We start from the raw sequence: 4,520 nt of genomic DNA on the forward strand, positions 1-4,520 counted from the left end.
AGATGCATTTTGCGGCGGGCCTTTTGTCTGCGCATGTCTGGGGCGTCACCCCGGCTCAGTCAAAAATCATGGTGGAGAAATAGTCCTCCGGGGTTTCGGCCCGGCGAATCAGCCGGGTGCTTCCGTCCTCGCGGAGTAGCACCTCCGCAGAGCGGAGTTTGCCATTGTAGTTGTAACCCATAGAGAAGCCATGGGCGCCGGTGTCGTGGATCACCAGCAGATCACCGGATTGAATCTCCGGCAGCATCCGGTCCACAGCAAATTTGTCGTTGTTTTCGCACAGGGAGCCGGTGACGTCATACTTGTGGTCGCAGGGGGCATCCTCTTTTCCCACCACCGTGATATGATGGTAGGCCCCGTACATGGCGGGACGCATCAGATTGGCTGCGCAGGCGTCGACCCCCACGTACTCTTTATAAGTGTGTTTGAAGTGAGTGGCCTTTGTCACCAGACAGCCGTAGGGTCCCAGCATAAATCGGCCCAGCTCGGTAAAGATGGCCACATCACCCATGCCGGCAGGGACCAGGATCTCCTCGTATTTCCGGCGCACACCCTCACCGATGGCGGCGATGTCGTTTTCTCGCTGCTCCGGACGGTAGGGGATACCTACGCCGCCGGAGAGATTGATGAACCGAATGTCGCAGCATGTCTCCTCCCGAAGCTCTACCGCCGTCTGGAAGAGGATACCCGCCAGTGTGGGATAATAGGCGTTGGAGAGGGTGTTGGAGGCCAAAAAGGCGTGGAGGCCGAAATGCTTGGCGCCCAAAGCCCTCAGCTTGCGGAAGCCCTCGGTGAGCTGCGCACGGGTAAAGCCGTATTTGGCGTCTCCGGGGGTGTCCATGACCTGGAAGCCCTCCTCACTTGCCCCGATGGAGAAGGTGCCGCCGGGGTTGTAGCGGCAGGAGATGGTTTCGGGGATGGCTCCGATGGTGTCTTTCAAGAAATCGATGTGGGTGAAGTCGTCCAGGTTGATGGTGGCCCCCAGGCGGGCGGCCAACTGAAACTCCTCCGGGGGCGTATCATTGGAGGAGAACATGATATCCGCCCCCGAAAAGCCGCAGCGGTCGGCCAGCATGAGCTCTGTGAGGGAGGAGCAGTCCGCACCACAGCCCTCTTCCCGCAGGAGCTTCAAAATGGCGGGAGTGGGGGTGGCCTTGACGGCAAAATACTCCCGGTAACCTGGATTCCAGGCAAAAGCGGCCTTCAGTTTTCGTGCGTTTTCCCGGATGCCTTTCTCGTCGTAGAGGTGGAAGGGAGTGGGATACCGGGCCGTGATGGCCCTGAGCTGCTCCAAGGTGACAAAAGGCTTTTTCAAGGGAAAACACCCGCTTTCTGAAAAAATCAAATTTATCTTATAAAAATCCGGCGTATTTTGTCAATCGCCGCAAAGTAGGAATTGAAACAGAGTTTCCAGCCGTTTCCGTAGTATTTGACAAAAAGCCAAAAATAAAACAAAAACAGTGGACCGCGCCCTGAAAAAAGTGGTATACTTTCACGAAAAGTATTTTGAGAGGAGAGGTATCCCATGGACAAAAAGCGCATCATTCAGGTAGATGAAAAGGTCCCTCCGGCACAGCTTGTTCCCCTGAGCATCCAGCATGTTTTCGCCATGTTCGGCGCGTCGGTGCTGGTCCCCATCCTGTTCGGCATCCACTCCGGCATCGTCCTCTTCATGAACGGCATCGGTACCTTGCTGTTCATTTTCCTCACCAAGGGCAAAGCTCCGGCCTATCTCGGCTCCAGCTTTGCTTTTTTAGCGCCCGCGGGCATCGTCATCGCGGAGCTGGGCTTTGAATACGCCCAGGGCGGCTTTGTGGTCACGGGGCTGCTGGGCTGCCTGCTGGCCCTGGTGGTGTGGAAGTTCGGCACCGACTGGATCGACATCGTCCTGCCGCCCGCGGCCATGGGGCCGGTGGTGGCCCTCATCGGCCTGGAGCTGGCCGCCAACACCGTAAAGGGCGGCGCCATCGGCGCGGACCTCATGGCCGTGAATCCGGAGGGCGGGCTGATGCTCAGTCCCACCATGGAGACGGGGGACATTCTGGTCTTTGCCGTCACCCTGGGGGTAGCCGTGTTTGGCTCCGTCCTCTTCCGGGGCTTCCTCTCCGTCATCCCCCTGCTCATCGCCATGATCTGCGGTTACCTCACCGCCGTGGCGGCGGGCGTGGTGGACTTCTCCCCCCTTCAAAACGTGTCCCTCTTCACCATCCCCGACTTCCACATCGCAAAATTTGACCTCAACGCCATTCTCACTATCTGCCCGGTCATTCTGGTCATCACCGCCGAGCACATCGGACATCAGGTGGTCACCAGCAAGATCGTGGGCCGGGACCTGCTGAAGGAGCCGGGCCTCCACCGCTCACTGCTGGGGGACAACCTGTCCACCGCGTTCTCCGGGCTTTTCGGCTCTGTGCCCACCACCACCTACGGCGAGAACATCGGCGTCATGGCCGTTACCGGGGTCTATTCGGTCCAGGTCATCGCCGGAGCCGCCGTTATCTCCATCCTCATGGCCTTTATCGGGCCCCTCTCTGCGTTCATCGCCACCATTCCCGGTGACGTGATCGGCGGTATCACATTCCTCCTCTACGGCATGATCGGCACCTCCGGCCTGCGGATCTTGGTGGACAAGAAGGTGGACTATGGCAAGAACCGGAACCTGATCCTCACCTCTGTGGTCTTTGTGGCGGGCCTCTCCGGTCTCACCCTCACCTTTGGCGCGGTATCCATCACCGGCATGACGCTGGCGGCCGTCACCGCCGTGATCATCAGCCTTCTGTTCTATCTGCTGGAGAAGGCCGGACTGATGAACGACTAAAACTTGCTTGAAACATGCGGTCGGACCGCGGCCAGTTTTTTCATCCGGTCGTCAGTCCTTCCCCAAGAGAAAGAGAGCGCCTTGGCGCTCTCTTTTTTTTCTATGACAGCCAGTCGGGGGCGGCTTGTCCTCCGGGAGGGGCCATGGTATAATCGGGATCATAAGTAAGAGGGCGGGAGTACCGCCGGAGAACGGACAAAGGAGCTTTCATGAGTGATATCAGACTGGCCGCCGAAGTGGTGGCCGAGGTGAAGAAAGCGGTGGTGGGGAAGGACGACATCCTGGTGAAGGCGCTGCTGGCCGTCTTGGCCCGGGGTCACATCCTACTGGAGGACATCCCGGGTGTGGGCAAGACCACCATGGCGCTGGCCTTTTCCAGGGCACTGGGGCTTGCGTATCACCGCGTCCAGTTCACGCCCGACGTGATGCCCTCCGACATCACCGGCTTTTCTCTCTACAACAAGGCGGCTGGACGAATGGAGTACCAGCCCGGGGCGGTGTTATGCAATCTCTTCCTGGCCGATGAGCTCAACCGGGCCACCAGCCGCACCCAGTCGGCGCTGCTGGAGGCCATGGAGGAGGGGCAGGTCACGGTGGACGGGATATCCCATCCGGTGCCCCAGCCCTTCCTGGTCATTGCCACCCAGAATCCGACGGGGGCCTCTGGTACCCAGCTTCTGCCCGATTCCCAGCTGGACCGCTTTACGCTGCGGCTGTCCATCGGGTATCCCCGTCCGGAGGATGAACTGGAACTCCTCCGCCGCCGGCGCGGCGGCGCACCCCTGGACGGGGTGCGGCAGGTGGTGGACCGGGAGGGGCTGGAACGGATGCGCGCCCAGGTAGATCAGGTCCACATCGCCGACGAGATTCTGGATTATATGGTTCGGCTGTCGGCGGCCACTCGCAGCCATCCCCTGATTGTTCAGGGGGCCAGCCCCAGGGCCACCCTGGCGGTGGCGGCGGTCAGCCGGGCCGCGGCCTTTGTGCGGGGCCGGGATTATGTGATCCCCGAGGATGTGGCCGACATCTTTCGGGATACCGTGGCCCACCGCCTGATCCTCACGCCGGGGTGCGATGGAACGCAGCAGGACCCCCTGGGAGAGGTGCTGCACATGGTCCATCCCCCCAGGCTCCGGTAGCCGCCGTGGCCCGCCGCCGCAGGGCCTATGCGCTGCTCCTGGCCGCAGCTTTGCTGTTCCACCTTTTCGATATCGGATATCTGGCCTGTTTCCTGCTGGCGCTGGCCCTGACCCTGCCTGTGCTGGGGATGCTGCTGAGCCTGCCTGCCATGCTGCGGTGCCGCCTGGAGCTGCAGGCCGAGCCCACCGGTGTGGAGCGGGGCGGAGAGGCCGGCTGGCGGCTGGCGGCCCATGGGCCGGTCCGGCTGCCTCTGGCGCAGGTGACGATCCGCCTGCGGATGGAAAACGCCCTCACCGGCGGGAAGGAGACCCGACGGGTGACGCTCACCGGCCCGGAAGAGGTGCGAAGCGCTGTCCTGCGGGCGGACGCCTCCCACTGCGGCCGACTGACATGCCGGGTGGAGTGGGCCAGGGTATGTGACTGTATGGGACTGTTCACGGTGCCCCTCCGCCCTCCCGCGCCGGCCTCCCTGCTGGTCCTGCCTCAGGCGGGGGCGCCTGTGCCGCCGGACCTTCCGGGGGAGGGGAGCAGCCCGAGCGGCGCGCTGGTGCCCCGGCCCGGC

General features: G+C 62.0%; 3 protein-coding genes and 1 pseudogene. 3 read left to right on the forward strand and 1 reads right to left on the reverse strand.

The annotated features are described in order from the left end of the window. Window positions 1-55: 55 nt before the first annotated feature. Complete coding sequence (locus tag ABUA09_RS17975; RefSeq protein WP_195974213.1) at window positions 56-1,315, reverse strand: diaminopimelate decarboxylase; 1,260 nt, start codon at window positions 1,313-1,315, stop codon at window positions 56-58. Window positions 1,316-1,525: 210 nt separating this feature from the next. Between ABUA09_RS17975 and uraA the strand changes: the two genes are divergently transcribed. The 3 genes and pseudogenes from uraA to ABUA09_RS17990 form a co-directional block, all read left to right on the forward strand. After that, the gene (uraA, locus tag ABUA09_RS17980; protein ID WP_033118761.1) at window positions 1,526-2,818 is read left to right on the forward strand and encodes a uracil permease; all 1,293 of its coding nucleotides are present in this window, start codon (window positions 1,526-1,528) and stop codon (window positions 2,816-2,818) included. A gap of 209 nt (window positions 2,819-3,027) precedes the next feature. Further along, window positions 3,028-3,957 (forward strand): AAA family ATPase, encoded by a 930-nt coding sequence (locus ABUA09_RS17985; protein ID WP_279202653.1) that lies wholly within the window; start codon window positions 3,028-3,030, stop codon window positions 3,955-3,957. Between the two features lie 5 nt (window positions 3,958-3,962). Beyond that, a pseudogene (locus tag ABUA09_RS17990) lies at window positions 3,963-4,520 on the forward strand (DUF58 domain-containing protein); the annotation flags it as partial.

Origin of the sequence: Intestinimonas sp. RTP31139st1_F5_RTP31139_211217 (assembly GCF_040226735.1) — a bacterium.
Classification (GTDB): Bacteria; Bacillota; Clostridia; order Oscillospirales; family Oscillospiraceae; genus Intestinimonas; species Intestinimonas butyriciproducens.